The organism is Nocardia sp. NPDC049707 (assembly GCF_040674855.1).
Taxonomy (GTDB): domain Bacteria; phylum Actinomycetota; class Actinomycetes; order Mycobacteriales; family Mycobacteriaceae; genus Nocardia.
Genome location: NZ_JBFANN010000065.1, coordinates 1 through 20,531 on the forward strand (window position 1 = coordinate 1; position 20,531 = coordinate 20,531).

The window sequence follows — 20,531 nt, forward strand, 5'->3', positions numbered from 1 at the left end:
TTCTGCCGGGCGACCCGTTCGCGGCCCGTCTCGCGTCCGTGTCGTCGAAGCGCATGCGACGAAGTCGCGAGTCTCGACGGCTCGGACGCGAGACAGAAGGGGGCCGCGAACACGCAGCGCCGAAGGCGCTGCCAAAAATACAGATGGCACCATGGACAGGGTGAGTCCTAGCAATCCACCGCACCATCCGCCGCGCGCACTGGAGCAATCCACGAAGCTGCAGAACGTCCTCTACGAAATTCGTGGACCGGTGGGCGCGCATGCGGCACGGCTGGAGGCGGAGGGACATCGCATCCTCAAGCTGAATATCGGCAATCCCGCGCCGTTCGGATTCGAGGCGCCTGATGTGATCATGCGCGACATCATCGCCGCGCTGCCGTATGCCCAGGGCTACTCGGAATCGAAGGGCATTCTCTCGGCCCGGCGGGCCATCGTGACCCGCTATGAGCTGGTCCCCGGCTTTCCCGAACTCGATGTCGATGATGTCTACCTCGGCAACGGCGTCTCCGAGTTGATCACCATCACCATGCAGGCGCTGCTCGACAACGGTGACGAGGTGCTCATCCCGGCGCCGGACTATCCGCTGTGGACCGCCATGACCAGCCTGGCCGGCGGTACCCCGGTGCACTACCTATGTGACGAATCCAACGGCTGGCAGCCCGATATCGCCGATATCGAATCGAAGATCACCGCCAAGACCAAGGCGCTGCTGGTGATCAATCCGAACAATCCGACCGGCGCGGTGTACTCCACCGAGGTGTTGCAGCAGCTGGCCGATCTTGCGCGCAAGCATCAGTTGCTGCTGCTCGCCGACGAGATCTACGACAAGATCCTCTACGACGATGCCAAGCATATTTCGCTTGCGACGCTCGCACCCGATCTGCTCTGCCTGACCTTCAACGGACTCTCCAAGGCCTACCGGGTCGCGGGCTACCGCTCCGGCTGGTTGGCGATCACCGGCCCCAAGGAGCATGCGGCTGGTTTCCTCGAGGGCATCGATCTGCTCGCCTCGACGAGGCTTTGCCCGAATGTGCCTGCGCAGCACGCGATTCAGGTGGCATTGGGCGGACATCAGAGCATCGAGGATCTGATCCTGCCCGGCGGGCGACTGCTCGAGCAGCGCGATGTCGCATGGGAGCGGCTGAATATGATCCCGGGCGTTTCCTGTGTGAAGCCGAAGGGTGCGCTCTACGCATTCCCGAAGTTGGATCCGAACGTCTATGAAATCCGCGATGACTCGAAGCTGATCCTGGATCTGCTGCTGCAGGAGAAGATCTTGATGGTGCAGGGCACCGGGTTCAATTGGCCGAATCATGATCATCTGCGGATTGTCACGTTGCCGTGGGCACGGGATCTCGCGGTGGCCATCGAGCGCTTCGGGAACTTCTTGTCGAGTTACCGGCAATAGCGGCCGGGCGGTCCGCACCCCCTAACCAGCGTGCGCTGAGCTACCGGATCGCCCCGCTTCTGGGGCCAAAACATACCCCGCGTACGGATATTTGAGAGTTTTGGTTACTAGCTAGCGCTAAACGAGACCTTTTGTGTACAGTGTCTCTTGGCACTTCGAGTGCCCGGTCAAGTTGTCTACCCCCCCTGGACAACCTGACTTCGGGTCAGGCTGCCTACCCCCCTGGGCGCCGACCTGCGGGCGGCGGAGACATCCCCCTGCTCTCCGCCGCCCCTCCCGATCTTCCATTCGGAATCCTTTCCTGGCTGCCCGCTGTTCGCTGCCGGTCCGTGAGCCGATCTTGAAAATGAAATCCTTTAAGCTCGCACCCGGGACTACAGACGAAAAGGTAGGAGTCCGGTGAGCCAGCGACCGACAACACCGCGCGCCGCGCGCACCACGGGGCCGAGCGTCGAGGCAGCGTCATGAGTGATCACCACCACCATCACCACGACCATTCCGGCCCGATCGCGATCGGCGCGACCGCGGCCCGTGTGGTCGTCGGGCTGCTCGCCGCGATCGGCGCTCTGGTCGTGATCGCCGCGATCGTGCTGTGGCCGAGCAGTCAGCACATCGATATCCCGTTGCCGATGCAGAACGCGGGCGGTGGCGCGGTGCAGACCGAGGCCGGAACCGTGGTGATGCAGGACGTCGGTGCCTGCGGCAGCAGTTCGATCGGCAAGGTGTTCATCGATAAGCCCGAGCAGCCGCGCGCCGCCGGCTATACCTGTCAGCGCAGTCTGATCAGCATCGATTCAGGTCCGCACGAGGGCAATCACACGCTGTTCGAAATCGCGCCCGGCCCGGGACAACCCGATCTGCACGCCGGTGACCACATCCGCATCGTCCGGCAGACCGATCCGAGCGGGATGCCGCTGTACTCGTTCGAGGACTACTCGCGCGGGCTGCCGCTGACCCTGATCGTGCTGGCCTTCGTGATCGTGGTCATTGTGGTGGCGCGCTGGCGCGGACTGCGGGCACTGCTCGGCCTGATCTTCGCCTTCGCGGTGCTCGTGCTGTTCATGCTGCCCGCGCTGCTGGACGGCAAACCCGCCATTCCGGTCGCGTTGGTAGCGGGTGCGATGATCCTGTATGCCGTGTTGTATCTCGCGCACGGCGTGAATCTGCGCACCAGTTCGGCGCTGCTCGGCACGCTGACATCGATGATCGTCGCGGCGGTGCTGTCCTGGATCGCCATCGATATCACGCATCTGACCGGACTATCCGAGGAACAGAACACCAACGTCGCCACCTACATTCAGCACGTCAGCATTACCGGCCTGCTGCTGGCGGGCTTCATTATCGGTTCGCTCGGCGTACTCAACGATGTCACCATCACCCAGGCCTCGGCCGCCTTCGAACTCGCCGCCATCGACGAATCCGCCTCGCGCCGCGAGATTTTCGCCGCGGCCATGCGCGTCGGCCGGGACCATATCGCGAGCACGGTCTACACCCTGGTGCTGGCCTATGCCGGTGGCGCGCTGCCGCTGTTACTGCTGTTCAGCGTCGCGGGCCGCTCCATCCGCGACGTCCTGACCGGTGACGCCGTCGCCATCGAAATCGCCCGCTCCTCCGTCGGCGGTATCGCGCTGGCCCTTTCGGTCCCGTTGACCACCGCCATCGCCGTCATGCTCGCCCGTCCCTTCGGCCGCAAGCCCGAACCCGCTGCCCCCGCCCGGCGCTCGCGTCATGCGAAGTCCGAGTCATCCGGATCGGCCCGGCGCTCCGGCGGTTCGGCGCGTCCGGCCAAGTCGAGCGGGGGAGTCGCCACCGATACCAGAGACACCGGACGTCGGCGGATCTCGGATCAATCCTGGGACAACGAGCTGGGCACCGGCTCGAACAGGCAGGTCTCCTGGCACGACCAGCCCGCGAATCCCCGCGCATACGACCGCGATCGCGGCTACCGCAGCGCCGAATCACCGGACTACGCACCCGATTACGACTCTGATCCCCGCGATTACCGCCGCCCCGATTCTCGCGGATACGAAGGCACATGGGGCGACCGCGGGTAACCGGTGCTGAATGCGCGAGTTCGCACCACATAGTGCCTTTGGTCACCGCGCACCTGCGCCGCGACGAAAAAGGGCTTGCGCAGTAGGTAACCAGGTCAGCGCGGTGCGGGTGTCGGCGCCGGGAAGGGGAAGAGCTCGGGCGGAATCGTCGGCACCACGATCGGCGGAAGCCCTGGTACGACAATGGTATTCGGGCCGGGTGTCGGTGTGGGGGCCTCGGTAGTTGTCATGCGGCGCGGGGGTGGGGCGGCGACCGATTCGGCGGATTCGGGGGTGCTGGCCGGAGCGACGGCGATCTGCGGATCGAGGGTGGTGGTGCGCGGCGGGCTGGTCGGGGCGACCGAGGTCGGCGGTTCACTGCTCTGCGAATCGCGCGTGAGAACCTGTGGACCGTAACCGAGTCCGAGTCCGATCGCGGCGACCACCGCCAGTGCGCTGACGGTCAGCACCGCACCATTGATTTCCCGCTTGCCGCGGCGTCGCTTGGGTGGTGCGGACAGCCAGGCAGGCGAGAGCTCATCATCGTCGAGCATCGAATCCGCGGCGGGCGCGTGCCGCTGTGGGGTCTGGGTAACCGGGCGCACCGGACGCGCCATCAGGGCGGCACCGCGGGTGACCACCGTTTCCGGGCTGTCGGGAACGATGACCGGCACATTGATCCAGCGTTCGAGTACCTTGGCGATCAGCGGAATTCGCGCACATCCACCGATCGCGAGCACACCGTGTACCGGACGATCCGAGCGCACGATGACATCGCGGGCCATCCGGGCCGACGATTCGATCGCCAACGTGATGAGGGATTCGAAGTTCTCCTGGGCCAGCAGCACCAGACCCTGTTCGCTGGGCAGCGCAACGGCGGTATTCGTGGACAGTTGTTCCTTGGCCTCGCGGCACAGTGCGTCCAGGGCGGCCAGCCCCGCTGAATCCGGCGGATGCGCGATTCGGCCCGAGGCGATCTGCTGTTCGCGGATCAGCGAATCCAGGTAGTCACCGCTGATATCGCTGGTGCGTTCGCTGTGCCGGATCTCCCGGGTCTCGGTGTCGACGACACTGACCGTCAGTCCGGAGCTGCCGAGGTCGTAGACGACGAGTGACGAGATGTCGCGAATATCCCCGGTGGCCTGCGCGAATTCGACCGCCGCGATAATTTCGGGTACCAGTTCGTAATTGGTGAGTTGCTGACGTGCCATGGCCGCGCGCAGCGCTTTGGCATGCTGTTCACTGCGGTAGGCGATCGCGGTGGCCGCGATGCCGGGCATGGATTCCAGCGTGACGCCGATCGCCTCGGCGGCCAACTCCTCGACTTGGCGTTCGACGACCGGAATGGTCTGCAGATCGAAGGAATGCGGTGCGATGGCGCTGTTGGGGCTCGCGGTGTGTGGTCTCGCCATACGGACGGCGCCGGCCCCCACCGAAACTCCCAGAACCGAACTCATCAGCTGCCTATCCCGTTCACACATCACGACATGCGGGCCTGCGCCGCCCGCCGGTGGATCGGCCCGCTCTCGGGACCCTACCGCCGACGTCCGACAGACCCGAAGGCAGGACCTGATCGTCCTGGCGCCGCCCCCGTGTCACAAGCAACTCTACGGTGTACCCAGTCCGGCGTACATCCATCCGGCGTCTCTCCAGGTGGCACGATTGAGACAGTTCCGGCCGTCGATGATCGACCGTTTGCGAACCACCACATCGAGGTCTTGCGGACGCAATGTGACGAATTCGTCCCACTCGGTCAGCACCAGCACCACATCGGCGCGATCACATGCCTCGGTTACCGAGGTCGCGTAATTCAAGGTGGGGAAGATCCGTCGCGAATTCTCCGCCGCCTTCGGGTCGTACACCGTCACGACCGCGCCGTGCAACTGGATCATCCCGGCCACATTGAGCGCGGGTGAATCACGCACATCGTCGGATTCGGGTTTGAAGGCCGCACCGAGCACCGCCACATTGGCGCCGAGCAGCGATCCGCCGCAGGCCCGTGCGGCCATATCGACCATCTTGGTGCGCCGGCGCATATTGATGTTGTCGACCTCGCGCAGGAAAGCCACTGCGTGATCGGCGCCGAGTTCACCGGAGCGCGCCATGAACGCGCGGATGTCCTTGGGTAGGCAGCCGCCGCCGAAACCCAGTCCGGCATTGAGGAATCGGCGGCCGATGCGCGCGTCGTAGCCGAGTGCGTCGGCCAGCATGGTCACATCCGCACCGGTCGCCTCGCAGACCTCGGAGACGGCGTTGATGAAGGAAATCTTGGTCGCGAGAAAGGCATTCGCGGAGACCTTGACCAATTCGGCGGTGGCCAGATCGGTCAGCAGGAACGGCACCTGGGCCGCGATCAGGTCCGCGTAGATCTCGCGCACCAGATCCTCTACCCAGGCGGTGTTTTCGCGCTCGCGATCCACACCGAGCACTAATCGATCCGGGCGTAGCGTGTCCTTCACCGCGAAACCCTCACGCAGGAATTCCGGATTCCAGGCCACCTCGACCTCGGCGTCGGTGAGCGCGCGGGCTCGCGCACCCAATACCGCGGCGGTCCCGACCGGCACCGTCGACTTCCCGACGATCACCGTCGGCCGCTCCAGCAGCGGTGCGAGCGTATCGACCACGGCGTGCACATATTTCAGGTCCGCGGCGTATTCGCCCTTCTTCTGCGGTGTCCCGACCCCGAGGAAATGCACCTGGGCGTGGTCGGCGGCCTCCGCGTACGAGGTGGTGAACCGCAGCCGACCGGCATCCAGGTTCCGGCGCAGCACCTCCTCGAGCCCGGGTTCATAGAACGGCACCACACCATCGGACAGCTTCGCGACCTTGCCCGGATCGATATCCACGCCGATCACATCGTGTCCGAGTTCGGCCATGCATGCCGCGTGCGTGGCCCCGAGATACCCGGTTCCGAAGACTGTGCATCGCATGATCGATTGATAGGTCCCGCCGATGGCCGCCCCACGTCGGTGCGGCAATGGCCTCGGCAACAGCAGATGTACAAGTGGCGACGTGGATTGCGGATAGCGGTCTGAACTGCGCAAACTCATTCGGTGCCTGCCCGGTTACGATCGATCTCGTGCGACGCCAGCGCAAATTCCGGGCCCGCAGCGCCTGGGTGGTACTCGGCGTTGTGGTGGTGGCGTTGGTCGCGGGTCTGTGGCCGGTGTACGTCCGGCCCAAGGTCGATGTACCCGCGAAAGCCGATGCGATCCTGGTACTCGGTGGCGCGCATGATGGGCGCGAGAAGCTGGGACTGCGGCTGGCCAGCGAGGGTTACGCACCACGGGTGCTTTTCTCGGATCCGTATGAAAACAGCGCCCTGGTGAATCGAATCTGCCACAGCCGCTACAGCTTTCAGGTCACCTGCTTCGATCCGTCGCCGCGCACCACGCGCGGTGAGGGGCGCGAACTCGCCGAACTCGCCGCGTCGGAAGGTTGGCGTCGAGTCATTGTCATAACCTTCACGCCGCATATCTCGCGGGCCCGCTACATCCTCGGGAAATGTTGGGACGGTGAGGTGCTCATGGTCGACCCGCGGCCGCGGCTATCGGTCGCCCGGTGGGCTTACGACTACGTCTACCAGTCCGCCGGATACGTCAAAGCGCTCTTCGAAGACTGTTAGGCACTCCAAGTGCAGGCGGGTTTGATTTTCGGCGTGAGGAAGTAGCCACCGAACTCCCGTTCTTGGACGACTTGTTGGTGTACGACCGGCCGTCAGCCTGTCTTCAGATGGTGATGTGGCTGACCGGTCACGCCCGCGATCGTTTGATCGCGCTAGAAAGAGATTCGGCCCGGATGCGCTGTGCGCACCCGGGCCGATCGTTTATTTCCGCTTACCCGTCAGTTCTTGCGGCCGGGGGCCTTGGCGCCGGATTTGAAGCCGAGGCCGCCGGGCTTGGCGGGTGGGGGTGTCACCGCGGCGGAGCCATTGCCGTTGGCTGGCTGGTCCGGTTCGTCGGCGGATTGCGTTGCGGTTTCCGGGGTGGCGGGGGCCGGTTCGGCGGGGGCCGATGGTGCCGGGGTGGCCGTGCCGGGGGCCTTGGGGCCGGGGCGTTTGAAGCCGGACTTCATGGCCAGGCCCTTGGCGGGGATGGACGGCTTGGTTTCGGTGGGGGTCGAAACCGGTTCGGTGGCCGGGGTTTCCGTTGCCGGGGTGGCTTCAGCCGAGGGTGCCGGTGCCTTGGCCCCGGGTGCCTTGGCCGCGCCCTTCATCGCGAGACCCTTGCCCGGTGCCTTCGCCGGACCCTTCATTGCCAGACCCTTGACCGCAGGTGCGGCCGGTGCCTCGGTGGGAGCCGCTTCGGCGGCGGCGTCCGGCGTGGGAGTCGCCTTGGCTCCAGGCGCTTTAGCACCACCCTTCATGCCAAGGCCCTTGCCCGGTGCCTTGGCGGGGCCCTTCATCGCGAGGCCCTTGACGGGTGCGGTCGGAGCAGCGGTCTCCGCTGACGCGGTGTCGGCGGCCGGAGCCGGGGTTGCTTTTGCCCCGGGTGCCTTCGCGGCACCTTTCATACCTAGCCCACCACCTGGGGCCTTGGCCGCACCCTTCATGCCTGGACCACCGGGTGCCTTGCCGCCGCCCTTCATCGCCAGACCACCACCGGCTGGAGCCGCCTTGGATTCGGCGGGCGCTGCGGCGGCGGGGGACGGTTCGGGTTCGGCGGCAACCGGTTCCGGCTCGGGGGCCAGCTTCGGTTCCTGCACCACGGTCAGGTTTTCGGTGAGCTTCGACGGGTCGACCCGGTCGATGGCGTCGAGCATCAACTGCGCGACATCGACGACCTCGACACCCTGGCCCACCTCGCCGCCATCCTTGCGGGCGGTGACACCATCGGTGAGCATGACGCGGCAGAACGGACAGCCGGTCGCGATCTTGGACGGTTCGTTGCCACCGTTCAAGGTGGACAGCGCCTCGTCGACGCGATCGATATTGATGCGCTTACCGAGCTGTTCTTCCATCCACATCCGTGCGCCACCGGCACCACAGCACATGGAACGCTCACCGTGGCGCGGCATTTCGACGAGGGTGGAGCCGGAGGCCGCCATCAACTCGCGCGGCGCGTTGTAGACCTTGTTGTGCCGGCCCAGGTAGCACGGGTCGTGGTAGGTGACATTCTGCGATACCGAGGCGACCGGGATCAGCTGCTTGGTACGCACCAGCCGGTTCAGCAGCTGGGTGTGGTGCACCACTTCGTAGGTGCCGCCGACCTGCGGGTATTCATTGTTCAGTGCGTTGAAGCAATGCGCACAGGTGACGACGATCTTCTTGCGCGACTGCTCGACACCCTCGAAAACCGAGTTCAGCAGTTCGATGTTCTGCTGCGCGAGCTGCTGGAACAGGAATTCGTTACCAGCCCGGCGCGCGGAGTCACCGGTGCAGGTCTCGTCGGCACCGAGCACCATGAACTTGACGCCCGCGGTGGCCAACAGCTCCGCGACGGCCTTGGTGGTGCGCTTGGCACGATCCTCGTACGCACCCGCACAGCCGACCCAGAACAGGTACTCGTATCCGTCGAAGGAGTCCGCATCCTGGCCGAATACCGGGATCTGGAAGTCGAGTTCGTTGATCCAGTTCAGCCGGTCCTTGGCGTTCTGGCCCCACGGGTTGCCCTTGTTCTCCAGGTTTTTGAACAATCCGGCCAACTCGGAGGGGAACTCCGACTCGATCAACACCTGGTAACGGCGCATATCGATGATGTGATCGACATGCTCGATATCGACCGGGCACTGCTCGACGCACGCACCACAGGTGGTGCAGCTCCACAGCACCTCGGGATCGATGATGCCGTTGACATCCTCGCCGCCGACCAGCGGACGCTCCGCCTCGGCCTTGGCCACCTCGGAGATCTTGGCCAGCTTCGCCGCATTGGGCTTGCCGTCGCCATCGACCAGGCCGATCTCGTCGCCGCCCATATCTTTGCGGCCGCCGGCCAGCAGATACGGCGCCTTGGTGACACCGTGGTCGCGCAGCGACATGATCAGCAGCTTGGGCGAAAGCGGCTTACCGGTATTCCAGGCCGGGCACTGCGACTGGCAGCGACCGCATTCGGTACAGGTGGTGAAGTCCAGCCAGCCCTTCCAGGAGAAGTCCTCGACCCGGCCCGCGCCGAAGGTGTCGACATCCGGGTCGGCGGTCTCCATATCGACCGGCTTGCCCTTGGACATCATCGGCTTCGCGGCACCCAGTGCGACGCCGCCGTCGTCCTCACGCTTGAAGTAGATGTTGAAGAAGGCCGCGAACCGGTGCCAGGCGACACCCCAGTTGATATTGCGACCGACCAGCAGCAGGAAGGTGCTGCCCGAAACCATCTTGATGAACGCGAACACGGAGACCATGGCCACGCTGGACGGCAGCAGCTTGGCCACCTGCATGGTGAAGAAGTCGGTCCACACCTCGGAGTGGCCATAGGTGGCGATCTTGCCCGCCTTCACCATGACCATGCCGATGCCCTCGATGAATACGATCGCCTCGATGACATAGGCCGGGCCGAACCGGGAACCGCTGAATCGCGACAGCCGCGCGGGCACCCGCGGGTGGTTGAGCTGGCGAATGGCGATCAGCACGAGGATGCCGATCACGGTGCCGATGCCGAGCACTTCGTCCCAGAGGTGGTAGATGCCCCAGCTGCCGATGATCGGCCAGTGGAATTCGGGATCGAAGGTCTGCCCGTACGCCTCGAAGTACAGGATCATGCCGCCGAGGAAGCCGATCATCACCAGCCAGTGCGCCCAGCCCACCGTGCGGAATTTGTTCATCCGGGTGTGGGCCAGGAATTCGACGATCATCGTCTTCAGGCGCGGGAAGAATGGCCGCCAGCGATCCGGCGCGGGTTGGCCGATCATGATCGCGCGGGTCATTGTGCCGACGCCGCCGATGAATGATGCCCAACCCAACAGGCTGAACGCCACACCAATCGTGCCCAGCGTCACTGTCAGGGCATTCATGTCGCGACCTTTCTTTAGAGGCAACACGAGTGTGGGTGGCGATCTGGCCACCCGGTTGGCTCGTATACTAACTGCAAGTAAGTTACCCATCGGTAACTTACTTGTCTATCGTACGATCTGCGACTGGCCAATGCCCCTACTTTCTGGGGCTTGACCTGGAATCTGCCTGTGAGGGATCTCACGAAGATCGCGCAATGAACGTGCGAGTTCGGGTGACAACCACGGTAAATAGCGCACGGTGTCCGATCGGCGATAGGAACAGGCTTAGTCACGCCGAGATCACGGTATGCGCAACCGATCTCGCATCTTCATGTCGATTCGATTACGCTCACAACGTTCTGTTTGATGTGCATGTCTTCACACCGCTCGGGGAGAATCCGAGGTCCAACCACCTCGGGTTGATGAGTGCTCTCGCGTGTACGGAGGCGGCGCGTGGACAACCTGATTTGGATTGGAAACTGAATGAATCTCCGCAGCACCACCGCGGCTGCCACGATGGTAATCGGCGCGATGACCTTCGGTCTGGGGACCGCGCATGCCGAGCCGGTCGCCCCGGCTGATCCCGGCGTCAATTACTCCGTCAAGTTGGTGGACAAGACCGTCGTGGCGACGCTCAAGGGGGGAACCTTCTCGCTGACCGACGAGGCCGGCGCCACCGAAGACGATCCGAAGACCACGGTCGCCAACGTTCGGGACGACAAGGGCAACACCCTCGTCTCATTCCCGCTGAACGTGGATGTCGACGGCAAACTCGTGCCGGTCAAAGCGGAAATGAAGAACGACGCGACGGTACTCGAGGTCACCCCGGAGAAGCCGGCGGATCTCGTCGTCTCCGATAAGCCGATCGTCGCGAAGCCGGTCATGGCCAAGGACATTGCGTCGCCGATCGAAAACCAGCGTGCGCAAAATGAATTCTCGAGCAACTTCGGCATCGCGAGCGCGGTCGGTGGATTCGTCGGTACCGCGATCGGTGCGGTCGTAGGCTGCGTCCTCGGGCTCCCGCTGTTCGGTGTCGGCTGCCTCGCGGGTCTGCCGATCGGCGCGGGCATCGGCGGCATCCTCGGCACCATCGCCGTTGGTGGTCCGACGCTGATCGCTGCGGGCGTTGAGTTGCTCAACACCATCCAGGCGCCCGACGGCACCACCAAGTGGGCCGAGAAGCCGGTGGCGGCTCCCGCGTCGGCTCAGCAGCCGAACTAGCTCGAAGCGAGCTCGACCGGCCTGCTCTCTCTGGAGGGCAGGCCGGTTTTGTGTTTTCAGACCTGGCGTTCGCGCAGATCCAAACTGCCGCTGAAGGATTCCTCGCCGTCGCCGCGCCCGAACCGCCCGAACGAGCGCTCGGCCATCTCGAACGAGCCGTCCTCACGCACCAGCAATACCGTGCTCGCCCTGGTTCCGTGCATCGAGTTGGCGATGAATCTGGCCGAGAGCGTGCGCTCGCGCCGCAGCGGAACTCCGGTGCGCGGCAACAGATCGTCGGGTGCCTCGGTGCGATCGGCCAGCACCTCGAAGTAGCGCGCGACATTGCCGGGGTCCGATTCGACCACCGCGCGCAAGTCGGTGAGACCGCCGCGCACCTTGGGCCAAATGGGCTGGGACGCTTCGAATGCCGCCGATGGGCTCGGTATGACCGAGGTCATGAATATGCCGTTGGATACGCCATGGAAGCCCGGCGTCAGCTCCTGGGGCGGTAGCGCGCTGCGGTTGGAATGCCACCACAGCGATTCGAGGTCCGAGACCAGCACGTTGTAGCCGTTGTAGTCGTCGGGGGCGGCGGCGACGTCGAGCACGTACCTTTCCGGGCCCGGCGGTTCCGCCATGTGCCGGTCGCCGATGCCGCGCAGGAAATCCATCAGCAGCGCACCGCGCGAACGCGCCTCGCCGCGTTCGTCTTTCGGATTGCGCACATTGGTCACGGTGGCGAAACGATTGCGGCCCTTGCCTTCCCGCGACAACCCGAGCCAGGTACCCGGCGGATCGCCCGCGACCTTGCGCAGCGCCCCGAGATCGCGCCCGGCCAGCAGCCCGGGTACCTCGGACCACCAGCGCATCGACTCGGTCGGGCGCGAGTAGAACTCGTCGCGGTTGGCCGCGACGATCAATCGATACTCCGGATGCACCCGCCAACCGATCAACACCAAGCACATGCATTCCAGGATGCCGGAAGGTCGCCGGGCCGCACCGGGCATTTGCGCGCACTCGGGCGACGCAGATGCAGTGGGGACCCCCAAGGACAGCGAAAAGGCCGACAGCGTCGCCGCTGCCGGCCTTTTCGAAGGCTCCTGCTAGTTGTTTACCTTCAGGCCCGGATTATCCGAAAGAACCACGCTGACCGGCTGCGCGAACAGCTGTGGCGCATTCCCGGTGAGAGCGCCGATCAGATTCGGGATCTCGCAGATCGGGAAGTCGGCCACCGACGACGCGCTGGAGATACCGAGTGCCATCCGGCCGGAGACGATCGCACCGCCACTGTCACCGGGCAGGGCGCAGATATTGGCGGAGAATGCCTGGGTGAGCTCCCGGTCGCCGACCTGCACGGTCTGGTCCACCGCGTTGACGATGCCGCAGCTGAAGCCGGTGCGCGCACCGGACTTGCAGACCGGGGCACCGACCACCGGAACGGCGACGCCGTCGATCGCGATCGGCTGGCCGGGCTGGCGCACGAGGTTGTTCGAGAACCGGTCCTTGGCCTGATCGTTGATCCGGATGATCGAGTAGTCCTGGGCGCCGAGCACCGACTTCTGGAACGTGCCCAGCTGCGCACCCGGCCGATCACCGGCCAGCTCGTAGACGCCGGCCGCATTTCCGGAGCCCGCCGAGGCAATGTCGGGATTGCAGTGGCCCGCAGTGATGTTCACCACATTACCGGCCCGGTCGGTGCCGTTGAAGCCGAGCGAGCAGCGCAGCGACGTGCGTCCGGCGATCGAAGCGAAGCCGTCGCCACCGGCCAGCGGACCGGTCTGCATCGCACCCGCGACCGGGGTGGCCTGCAACTGCTCACCGGCGACCGGCGGGGCCGTCACGATGACCCGCGACGGGTCGATGAAGTTCGGCATCGGCAGGCCGGCCTGCTCGACCCGCACCGCGATGCTGTTGTTGACGGGATCGACCACCACACCGCGCACCAGCGCGGAGACCGCCTCGGGCTGTCCCTCGAGCCAGCGCTCGAAGGCGCTCTTCTCACCGCGCAGCGCTGCCTCGCTCTTGGCGACATTGTGGACCTCGAAGCCGGCCGACGTGGCCGCCTTGCGGGCCTCATCGGCGCCGGGACCCTGTGCCAGGGCCACGACCGCCTTGCCGCCGTCATCGATCCACGAACCCGCGAAGACCTGCGGGAACTGGCGCTGCGCCGTGGTGGCGAAGGCCGCGACCTGCTGGGCCAGATCTGCCCGGTGCAGGTACTCCTCGGGGGAGATCTTCAAATCGCGCGCGACCGCGGCGATCAGGTCGGCGGGAAGGGCCGGCTGGTCGGGTTGTGCACTCGCTACTGCCGCCGTTGGACCGAACAGCAGAATCGCCGCCGAGGCGGCGATAACTGTTTTTCGGACCCGGGTCTGTCGCGCAGCTGATCGGAACTGACCTATACGTGCCAGGAGCATTCCCATACCTTAAGGTGTCCGGGCGGTTATGCCTACTTGTGTCGTGATGTTGTTCGTCTCACTAATCGACTGGCCGTCGGTTTGTCGGAAATACAATGTCCCGCAAACCATCTCACCCGGCGTTCGGACGGGTCCGCAGCGCGATGCCGGTGCCGACGCCGCCGGCGGCGGACGCGTCGATATCGGCCAGGATCGAGCGGATCGGAATACCGAGCGTCGCGGTGCCGCCGTACTGCGCGAGTGCGACATTGGCTTCATTGCAGTTGGGTGCGTCGGCCGCATTGGAACCGCTGGTGATGCCGAGGGCCAGCGTACCCGAGACGATCGCGCCGCCGCTGTCGCCGCCGAGCGTGCAGGCCGAGCTGGCGAAGCCGCGCACGGTCTTGCTCACACCCTCGGCGGTGTACAGCTGGGTTTCGACCCGATCGGCCACCACGAACCCGCAGGTGAAGGTGGAGGACTGGCCCGACTTGCAGACCGGTGCGCCGGTAACCGGCTCGGCGGTACCGGTAATGGTCAGCGTGGTGCCGTTGGCGCCGCGCACCGACGGCTGGTCCATGCCCGCACGGACCGAGCGCTCGTTGAGCTTGATGACGGAGTAGTCGAGCGCGGTCGGGCCGCCGAGGCGCGCCGAGACGAAGGTGCCGAGCTCGATGCTGTTCGGGATGTCCTTGACATTGGGCAGGTAGACCGTGGCCTGCTGGTCGCCCTTTTCCAGGTTCGGGTCGCAGTGGCCCGCGCTGATATTCAGCGCGTTACCCGCCGCGTCCACACTGTTGAAGCCGAACGAGCAGACATCGACGCCGCGCACCGAGGTGTCCTTCAGCGAGGTCGGCGCCGTGATGTAGGTGTCGCCGCCCATCGGACGGCGCTCGATCGGGCCGCCGCTATTGGGCGAGAGGATGACCTTGACGTTGGCGATCAGGGTCGGCAGGTTCAGCGCGTGGCCGACCGGCGTATTGGCCACCGACAGCACCAGCTGGCTGTTGAGGAAGTCGATGGCGACGGAGTTGATCGACTGGGAGATCTCCTTGGGCAGCGCGTTGATCCACTGATTCAGCTGCATCAGCGAATTCTCCAGACCGTCTGCCGAGATAGGGGCCAGGCGGGTCTGGTAGCCGTCGGCCGCGGCGATCTTGGCGGCGTCGACCGAGGTGACCGCGACGACCGGCTTACCGTCGGTGCCGAGCCAGGCGCCGGCGTAGGTATCGGGGCGCTCGCTGCGGAACGATCCCGCGTATTCGCTGAGCTCCTGGGCCTTGGCGGCGCGTTCCAGATACTCCGCGGGCGTCATCTTCAGATCGCGGGAAATGGCCTCGGCGAGTTCGGGCGGCAGATTCTCGGCGGAAAGCTGCCCTGGCGCTGTCGGTTCGGCCGAAGCGGCGGTGGTGACGAGCAGGGGTGCGATGAGAACGGTCGCGGCGAATCCGATCGTGGCTGCCTTGACCGCGGCGCTGCGCGCCACCAACTTGCGCATGAAGTCCCTTCGTCGGCACGGGGTGTGCCAGCTACATCCGTGGGCCATGGGCTGAATCCGTTGGCGCACAGTCTTCGTCAGCATCAGACCTGATGGCCGCAAACTCTCCCGACTACACCGGTCAGCCGATCACTTTAAGGCACAAACCCGACTAGGTCGCTGTGAAATCAACTGGGGGGTGCCAACTCGTAGGTAAAAGGCTGTTGCCACGGCTGTTGCGTCCACGTCGGAGGCGTCCACATGGGGAAGCCGGGCCGGGTGGTCGTGGTCCGGCTCGGCCGGGTGGAGGTCGGCGGTGTCGTCGTGGTCGTCGTGGTCGTCGTGGTCGGTTCGGATGTGGTGGTCGGTGGTGTCGTGGTCGACGTCTCGGTGGGCTCCGGTTCGCTACTGGTGATGACCACAGGCGGTTCGATGGTCGGCGGCGTGGTCATCGGCTCGGTCGGTAGCTCCACCGGCGGCTGCGGGGTCGGGCTCGTCGAGACCTGATCGGATTTGGCGTCGGGCACCGGCGGTACCGGGGTCGGGCCCGGATCACGGAACAATATGGCGAAGCCGATACCGCCGAGTATCAGGCCGATGCCGACCGCGACCGCGATCAGCAGCGGTGTGCCGCGATCTTTCTTGGGGGGTGCGGCCGGCGGCGGCTCGGGTGTGCTCGCCTCGACCGCGGTCGTCTCGACCAGCGGTGCGGCGGCCGGCATCGCCGCCGAATAGGCCTGCGGCGCAACCTCGGGCGTCGCCGGGATCACATCGGTGTCGACGGTCGAGTTCTCGGCGTCGCTCGGATCCGGCGGGGTCGCGCCCGCCGGGGTCGCCAGCACCGCGGCCAGCGCGGCGCGCGCGGCGTCGTAGGCGTAGGAATATTCCGGTGCGACGGCGTTGCTGCCGGGGAGATCGCCCTCGCTGACCAGCAATACCGACTTCAGGCCCAGGTAGTCCAGTGCGTCGCGGAGCGCGAGGACGTACTGCGACGTCCAGCCGGCGGGGTAGGCGGCGTAGAACTCGGCGGCGCCGTTGAGATGTTCGGCGGTCAGATTGATCAGGCAGAACAGTGCGGTCGCAACGAGGTCCTCGGCCCGGTAGGCCGCGCCGTCGTCGACGGTGATACCGGCCGGATCGCCGACCGCGGCGGCGAAACCGGTGATCGAATGCGTGTGCCCGGCCGGGACGGGTCCGCCGAGAACGGTGTCGCCGTCATCGGACATGTGCAGGATCGACTCGCGCACGATGAATGTCGGTTCGCCGTGATCGGTGACGATGGCCGCTGTGCAGTTGTCCTCGGCGATGCGCAGGCCCACCCCAGTGGCCATCGTCAAATACCTCGCTTCGGCGTCACGGATCGGCGCGCGCCCCGATCACACCAGCAGTGAGCCGTGTCCCATGGCGCGGAGCATCGACAATAACTCCGAACGGGATCGAGCACCGATCCGGCGTCGGATACGCGCGACATGATGCTCCACGGTCTTGGCGGAAATATACAGGCGAGCACCGATTTCCCGGTACGTCAAGCCGAGTAGGACGAGTTCGGCGACCTCACGTTCGCGTTCGCTGAGCATCGCCGCGCCGGCGACCGGTTCCGGGGCGGCGGCCTTGCCGTCGCCCGCGGCGGCGGGTGCGGGCGGTCGGACCGCGGGCTCCTGCGGACGGGCGTCGGCCCGGACGGTTCTGGCGAGTTTCAGCAGTGCGGTCGCGGTCGCGGAATCGTCGGCGGCGAGTGCGGCATCGCTCGCGAGCCGGGCGGCATCCCAGGTCAGGCCGATCTCGCTGAGTCCGGCCACCGCCGACTGCACCGGGGCCGCGTCGATCTGACCGCGCAGCACCAGCACCCAGGTGCGGCCCGCGTCGGCGAGGATCGCGGCATGCCGGTCACCGGCCTCGGCCGCGGCCTTCAGCAGTCGGGCGTGCGGGAGCAGTTCCTGCGGGCTCTCGTGCGCGATCGCGGCCTGCACGCCGTACCAATGGAAGGCATTGGCCCAGGCGGGCGGCTGGTCGAGCCGCCGCAGCAGCGCGCGGCAGGCATCGACCAGCGGTGCGATCCGGCGCTCGTCGCGCAACCGGATGCCCGCGAGCCACAGTTCACCGACCGGCAGCAGGGTCAGCAGGTCGGCGTCCACATCGTCGAAGAGTGGATAGGCGGCCCGCCAGGCGCGGGTGAGTGCGGCATGGTCGCCCCCACGGCGGGCCAGACCGACCGCGACACTGTGCGCGAGCAGGCGGTCGCGGATATCGAGTGAATCCATGTGCAGTGCGGCGACGGTGGCCGCGGCGACCTGTTCGTTGCCGCCGAGCATTGCGGCCAAGGCGGTGAGCACCTGCAACTGATGACAGCGCAGGCCGCTGGTGGTGGCCCGGCGCAGCGCCTCACCGGCGCGGCGCGGTTCACCGGTGCTCAGGCACAGCAGCGTCGCGATGGAGACCGCGGTGCACGGCAGGAACCGATCGGTGCCCGCATCGGCCTGCGCAGCCTGGATGAGCGCGGATACGGCTGCAGCAGTGCCGGTTTCGTGTTCGATGATGGTACGCGAGAGTGCGGTGGCGATCAGGCGGGCGTGCGCGTTGGCCTCGGTCGGCGGCCACTGCGTCGCCGATTCGGACAGCTCGGTGGCGGCCGCCGCATCACCGGCGAGATACTGCACGGTCGCGCCGACCGCCCAATCCGCGCCGACGCGGTGCGCGCCGAGCCAGGAATACAGCTGCGCGGCGCGCCCGACCAGACCGCGGCGGGTCAGCACCGCGGCGCAGATCCGCACGGCCGCAGCGAGTTCCGCGCCGGTGACACCCGGGCGGGCCAGCAGGGGCTCGGCCAGTCGCATGGCCGTATCGCCGTCGCCGGTACATGCGGCCGCTTCCGCCCAGCGCAGCGCGATGACGTCTGGATCGGCACCGGTCGCCGCCGCGGCGGCGTAGTAGCGCACGGCCTCGCGTCCAGCCTTTTCGGCTGCGGTGCAGAGGAATTCGGCGAGGCGCTGGTCGCGGACACCGGATTCGGCGAGCAGCAGCGCGGTGTGATCGCGCAGCAGACCCGCGTCCAGTCGCGCATTGAGCAAGCGACGCTGCACGGCCACGAAGCGGCGGTCGCCGAGCAGGGTGCGCAGCGGCGCGATGGCGGGCTCGAGCAGCAGATCGGCATCGGTGACCAGCGCGCTGGCCCTGGCCCGGTCGATCAGGTCTTGGGCCGCGGCGGTGTCTACGCCGAGGACCTCGGTGAGTTCGGTGGAGTCCAGACCGGTGCCGGTGGTCGCCACGACCAGGGTCTCCAGCAGATCCGGCTCGAGATCGTCCAGGAGGGCGCGGGCCCAGGCGGCGACGGAGTCGTCGACGGCGCGGATGCCGGCATCGAGGCGGGCCGAGCAAGCGGCGGTCAGCGCCGCGACCACGCCACCGCGGCTGCCCCCGGTCTGGCGATGGATGTGCTGGGCGACCGGGCGCGGCACCGCCATGCCCAGCTCGCGGGCGAACGGTGCGATATCGCAGACGCCGAGTGCGCGCAGTTCGGCCACCCGGCCGCGGCGGGCGACGGTGTCGGCAAGGGCGCGCAGTCGCGGATCGTGCGGGCGCGGCTGGGTTGCGACAATGACGGTATAGCGGCCGGATTCGATGGTCGCGCAGAGGGATTCGAGATCCGATTCGCTCAGCGTGTGCGCATTGTCGATGATCAGGGCCTGGCGTGGTGGGCGTGCGCCATCGGTGCGGCGGATCGGTTGGGTCCGATTGTTGGTTGCGTTATCGGTGCGTTGGATGGTGTTGATTTCTTCGGCGGTGCGGGTTCGGTGTCCGTCGCCGGCGGTGTGTGCCGCGCCGTTGCCCGGTCTTCGGTTGTGGTACGGATCGCCGTGGCCGAGGTGCCGCCCGTCACCGTGCTGGCCGTCCGCCGGTGTGTGCGCTCCGTCGAGCGAGTCGGCATGCAGCGCAAGGTGTTCGGGCAGCACCGGATCGTCTTGGAACGGGATGCCGTTGGTGCGCAGCCGGGCTCGGATCATCGAGAGGAGGGTGGATTTGCCGGAGCCGGAGCGGCCCCGAATCAGATAGACGACCGGTTCCTGGTCCGCGGAGTCCAGTTCGCGGAAGATCTCGCGCGCGCAGGGCAGCGTGTCGAAGGCGATATCACCCATTTATCTGCCTCCGGGGATTTGGGCAGTGCGGATATGACGCCGGCGACGATGTCGCCGAGGGTGTCCACGGCGCCGGTCGGCAGCGGCGGCACGGTGATCGGCAGGGTTCAAACGGATCGGGACAACCGTCACGGTATTTGTGGAAAGCTCTTCTTTCGCATATCGGCAGCGATCACGTAATGCCGACAATTCCCGTTCGACCACCGGATCGAACGGATCGAAATCCTTTCCGTTCAATGCGTTTGCCAGGACGTAGCGAATGGTCAAGAGATCGAATTCGGCGCCGGTGACATCGGCGGTACGCAATGGGGCGCCGAGTGCGGCCGCCGGTGCGCCGGTGCGGACCGCCGAGACCGTGCGGCTCGATGCGCCGAGATCGTCAACGACAACCGTGTCATCGCCGAGCGGGCCGTGCGCGGCCGCCAGCCAACGCACCGACGCGGTGGGCTCGGGAACCAGGGGCACTTCGCGCGGGCCCGCCCGATTCAGCGCGGCCCGCTGCACGTCGAAGGTATGTCGCGACCGCCACGCCGAATGGCAGGCGGCCATCGTGTGCCCGGTGCCGCCTCCGATCTCATCGATCAGGCAGCCGACCGCGGTGGCCACGAGATCCGCTGCGGAGTGGGCGGTTCCGTCCTCGGCGAGGATATCCACCGGATCGCCGACCAGGGCGGGGAAGCCCTCGAGGACTACGCCACTGGAGTGCCTTCCGGGGGGACGGGCACCGCTGTCGAATGCGGGCGCCGCGTGCGGGTTCGGACGCAACGCACTCGGATGGGCGATGACAGTGTTGCCGGAGTGGCCCCTGTCGTAGTCGCTGCCATCCCCCGGGGTCGCCACGGCGACCGAATTCGACACTCCGACAGTGATGCCGAGCGCCAGACGCTCTGTCATTCGAGAACCCCGTTCGAAAACTGTGTGCCCGGTAGCCGCTGTTGTGTTGACGGGAAGGTGGAG

General features: G+C 66.3%; 12 protein-coding genes and 1 pseudogene. 4 read left to right on the plus strand and 9 right to left on the minus strand.

Going from position 1 to position 20,531, the window contains the following annotated elements; genetic code table 11:
- The first annotated feature begins 151 nt into the window (after positions 1–151).
- The gene (locus AB0J29_RS34300; protein ID WP_364496848.1) at positions 152–1,408 is read left to right on the plus strand and encodes a pyridoxal phosphate-dependent aminotransferase; all 1,257 of its coding nucleotides are present in this window, start codon (positions 152–154) and stop codon (positions 1,406–1,408) included.
- A 464-nt stretch (positions 1,409–1,872) separates the two neighbouring features.
- Positions 1,873–3,114: pseudogene (locus tag AB0J29_RS34305) on the plus strand (YibE/F family protein); the annotation flags it as partial.
- 443 nt (positions 3,115–3,557) lie between these two features.
- Here the strand turns inward: AB0J29_RS34305 and AB0J29_RS34310 are convergent.
- Both AB0J29_RS34310 and AB0J29_RS34315 read right to left on the minus strand, forming a co-directional pair.
- Positions 3,558–4,898 carry an Hsp70 family protein gene (locus AB0J29_RS34310; RefSeq protein ID WP_364794909.1) on the minus strand — a complete coding sequence of 447 codons (1,341 nt, stop codon included), beginning with the start codon at positions 4,896–4,898 and terminating at the stop codon, positions 3,558–3,560.
- Between the two features lie 150 nt (positions 4,899–5,048).
- Entirely contained in the window at positions 5,049–6,371 is a 1,323-nt protein-coding gene (locus tag AB0J29_RS34315) for a UDP-glucose/GDP-mannose dehydrogenase family protein (protein WP_364794911.1), read from the minus strand.
- A gap of 149 nt (positions 6,372–6,520) precedes the next feature.
- Between AB0J29_RS34315 and AB0J29_RS34320 the strand changes: the two genes are divergently transcribed.
- On the plus strand, positions 6,521–7,066 hold the full coding sequence (locus AB0J29_RS34320) for a YdcF family protein (protein ID WP_364794913.1): 546 nt from the start codon (positions 6,521–6,523) through the stop codon (positions 7,064–7,066).
- A gap of 218 nt (positions 7,067–7,284) precedes the next feature.
- Here AB0J29_RS34320 and AB0J29_RS34325 read toward each other — a convergent pair whose 3' ends face one another.
- A complete protein-coding gene (locus tag AB0J29_RS34325; protein WP_364794915.1) occupies positions 7,285–10,386 on the minus strand; it encodes a heterodisulfide reductase-related iron-sulfur binding cluster in 3,102 nt (1,033 codons plus the stop codon).
- A 462-nt stretch (positions 10,387–10,848) separates the two neighbouring features.
- Here AB0J29_RS34325 and AB0J29_RS34330 point away from each other — a divergent pair, with 462 nt between their 5' ends.
- On the plus strand, positions 10,849–11,586 hold the full coding sequence (locus AB0J29_RS34330; protein WP_364794917.1) for a hypothetical protein: 738 nt from the start codon (positions 10,849–10,851) through the stop codon (positions 11,584–11,586).
- A gap of 56 nt (positions 11,587–11,642) precedes the next feature.
- On the opposite strand, the gene AB0J29_RS34335 is transcribed toward AB0J29_RS34330, so the two are convergent.
- The 6 genes from AB0J29_RS34335 to AB0J29_RS34360 all read right to left on the minus strand — a co-directional run bounded on the left by AB0J29_RS34335 (position 11,643) and on the right by AB0J29_RS34360 (position 20,468).
- Positions 11,643–12,533: an NRDE family protein gene (locus AB0J29_RS34335; RefSeq protein ID WP_364794919.1), complete on the minus strand. Its 891-nt coding sequence runs from the start codon at positions 12,531–12,533 to the stop codon at positions 11,643–11,645.
- Positions 12,534–12,671: 138 nt separating this feature from the next.
- On the minus strand, positions 12,672–13,985 hold the full coding sequence (locus AB0J29_RS34340) for a S1 family peptidase (RefSeq protein ID WP_364794921.1): 1,314 nt from the start codon (positions 13,983–13,985) through the stop codon (positions 12,672–12,674).
- Positions 13,986–14,097: 112 nt separating this feature from the next.
- A complete protein-coding gene (locus AB0J29_RS34345) occupies positions 14,098–15,462 on the minus strand; it encodes a S1 family peptidase (protein ID WP_364794922.1) in 1,365 nt (454 codons plus the stop codon).
- 167 nt (positions 15,463–15,629) lie between these two features.
- Positions 15,630–16,772 carry a hypothetical protein gene (locus tag AB0J29_RS34350; RefSeq protein WP_364794923.1) on the minus strand — a complete coding sequence of 381 codons (1,143 nt, stop codon included), beginning with the start codon at positions 16,770–16,772 and terminating at the stop codon, positions 15,630–15,632.
- Between the two features lie 45 nt (positions 16,773–16,817).
- Entirely contained in the window at positions 16,818–19,574 is a 2,757-nt protein-coding gene (locus AB0J29_RS34355; protein ID WP_364794924.1) for a LuxR C-terminal-related transcriptional regulator, read from the minus strand.
- Positions 19,575–20,468: an Hsp70 family protein gene (locus AB0J29_RS34360; protein ID WP_364794926.1), complete on the minus strand. Its 894-nt coding sequence runs from the start codon at positions 20,466–20,468 to the stop codon at positions 19,575–19,577. It abuts the gene before it with no gap.
- Between the last annotated feature and the right edge of the window lie 63 nt (positions 20,469–20,531).

What these genes read in the sequence shown, in the direction of transcription:
- AB0J29_RS34325 (WP_364794915.1), bottom strand. Translation starts at nt 10,386, where the DNA reads ATGAATGCCCTGACAGTGACGCTGGGCACGATTGGTGTGGCGTTCAGC.
- AB0J29_RS34330 (WP_364794917.1), top strand. Translation starts at nt 10,849, where the DNA reads ATGAATCTCCGCAGCACCACCGCGGCTGCCACGATGGTAATCGGCGCG.
- AB0J29_RS34345 (WP_364794922.1), bottom strand. Translation starts at nt 15,462, where the DNA reads ATGCGCAAGTTGGTGGCGCGCAGCGCCGCGGTCAAGGCAGCCACGATC.
- AB0J29_RS34340 (WP_364794921.1), bottom strand. Translation starts at nt 13,985, where the DNA reads ATGCTCCTGGCACGTATAGGTCAGTTCCGATCAGCTGCGCGACAGACC.
- AB0J29_RS34360 (WP_364794926.1), bottom strand. Translation starts at nt 20,468, where the DNA reads ATGACAGAGCGTCTGGCGCTCGGCATCACTGTCGGAGTGTCGAATTCG.
- AB0J29_RS34350 (WP_364794923.1), bottom strand. Translation starts at nt 16,772, where the DNA reads ATGGCCACTGGGGTGGGCCTGCGCATCGCCGAGGACAACTGCACAGCG.
- AB0J29_RS34310 (WP_364794909.1), bottom strand. Translation starts at nt 4,898, where the DNA reads ATGAGTTCGGTTCTGGGAGTTTCGGTGGGGGCCGGCGCCGTCCGTATG.
- AB0J29_RS34335 (WP_364794919.1), bottom strand. Translation starts at nt 12,533, where the DNA reads ATGTGCTTGGTGTTGATCGGTTGGCGGGTGCATCCGGAGTATCGATTG.
- AB0J29_RS34300 (WP_364496848.1), top strand. Translation starts at nt 152, where the DNA reads ATGGACAGGGTGAGTCCTAGCAATCCACCGCACCATCCGCCGCGCGCA.
- AB0J29_RS34355 (WP_364794924.1), bottom strand. Translation starts at nt 19,574, where the DNA reads ATGGGTGATATCGCCTTCGACACGCTGCCCTGCGCGCGCGAGATCTTC.
- AB0J29_RS34315 (WP_364794911.1), bottom strand. Translation starts at nt 6,371, where the DNA reads ATGCGATGCACAGTCTTCGGAACCGGGTATCTCGGGGCCACGCACGCG.